The 1,450-nt window shown below is 31.1% G+C and carries 2 protein-coding genes; both read right to left on the reverse strand.

The annotated features are described in order from the left end of the window. Window positions 1-69: 69 nt before the first annotated feature. Entirely contained in the window at window positions 70-906 is an 837-nt protein-coding gene (locus tag DC077_RS10565) for a DDE-type integrase/transposase/recombinase (protein WP_109218044.1), read from the reverse strand. A gap of 326 nt (window positions 907-1,232) precedes the next feature. Next, a partial coding sequence (locus tag DC077_RS10570; RefSeq protein WP_157953540.1) for a transposase occupies window positions 1,233-1,450 on the reverse strand: 218 nt, incomplete at its 5' end.

Raw genomic sequence — 1,450 nt, forward strand, 5'->3', positions numbered from 1 at the left:
GATATTGATACATAAAAAATATATCAACCCTTACCCTTTATCAGGATTTAGGTTGATACACAAAATTATTTACAGACCCACATACCATTTTAACTGTTTTTCACTGGTAAATACTGCTCTTGCGTAAATTATTTTTTCATCTTCTCTATGACTTCTTTCTACTTTTCCATTTTGCCATGGTGAGTATGGTCTTGTTCTTTTTATCTCTATTCCAAGCTTTTCTGCTACTTTTTGAAACTTAGATATTTTATTTGTTTTGTCAATGTCATTAACAAATTCATACCCATTATCCACTTGTATTGTTTTTATTTTAAATCCCATTTCGGTTTCTAATGTTTTTAGGAATTTTGAAGTTTCATAGGTGCTTTTTTCTTTTACTATTTTTAATATTCTTTTTCTGGAATATTCATCTATTGCTGTTATTTGATAATATTTATTTCCATATGTGGGGAATCTTATGCAGCTTTCTGGTACATATTTTATGTCTATTTGCACTTTTTCTCCGGGATATTTTCCATCTAATCCTATATATCTTGTGTAGCTTTGACGCTTGATTTTTGGCTTTTTAAATCCATATTTGCGTATTTGTCTACACATACTCCCAAAAGATCTTTCATAGCCTTTGGATTTGCACCTAACATATACTTCTGCCAATCCATAGACTCCTATTTCTTTATACATTCTTTCAATTAACTCTAATTCTTCTTTTTTGTGGGCTTTTGGGCTTGTTTTTGGGCGTCTGGATCTTAATGCTAAACTTCTTACATTGCCATCGTATTTTTTTAATTGTCTATATACAAATTGACGATTAGTGTGATATCTTCTTGCGGCTTTAGTAACGCCATGTTTAAGTGCATATTCACATAATATTTGACGAAATCTCATTTCTTCTGTTATTATTGACATAGAGAGGGCTCCTTTCGATACTTTTTTTTACTTAATTATATTGTATCAGAAGTACCTCTCTATTCTTTTTATTTCTGTAACATATGTCTTATCACATTACATATTTTTAGGTTTATCGCATTTGGATACCAGATGTAAAAAAAAGAGAGAGCTTTCACTCTCTCAACATCTGTATATCACAAATAGACGCTCGGGTTGCTCCTCAGCATTGCCCTATCCTCCTACTTGCAAGCATATAATAAACTATAAACTTAGATATGTAAATAATAGCATGGCAAACAGACCTATGAAAATAGGTCAAAAGATTAAAAATTTAATAATGATAATTAAACATTAGGAATATAAGCTTTGTTATCTCTTAAAACAGCAAAAATTATGTTAGTAAGCTTTCTAGCAACAGCACCAAGTGCAGTGCCATGAGCCTTGCCTCTATTTCTTAATCCTTGGTAATATTTAGATAAAGCAGGGTCTTTAAAAGCTGCAACATTAGCAGCAATCCAAATAGCACGTCTTAAGTAAGGAGAACCTCTTTTAGATATTTTAT

Source organism: Ignatzschineria cameli, assembly GCF_003121895.1.
Classification (GTDB): Bacteria; Pseudomonadota; Gammaproteobacteria; order Cardiobacteriales; family Wohlfahrtiimonadaceae; genus Ignatzschineria; species Ignatzschineria cameli.

Excerpts from the sequence above, each read along its gene's own strand:
- DC077_RS10565 (WP_109218044.1), bottom strand. The coding sequence starts at position 906 with ATGTCAATAATAACAGAAGAAATGAGATTTCGTCAAATATTATGTGAA.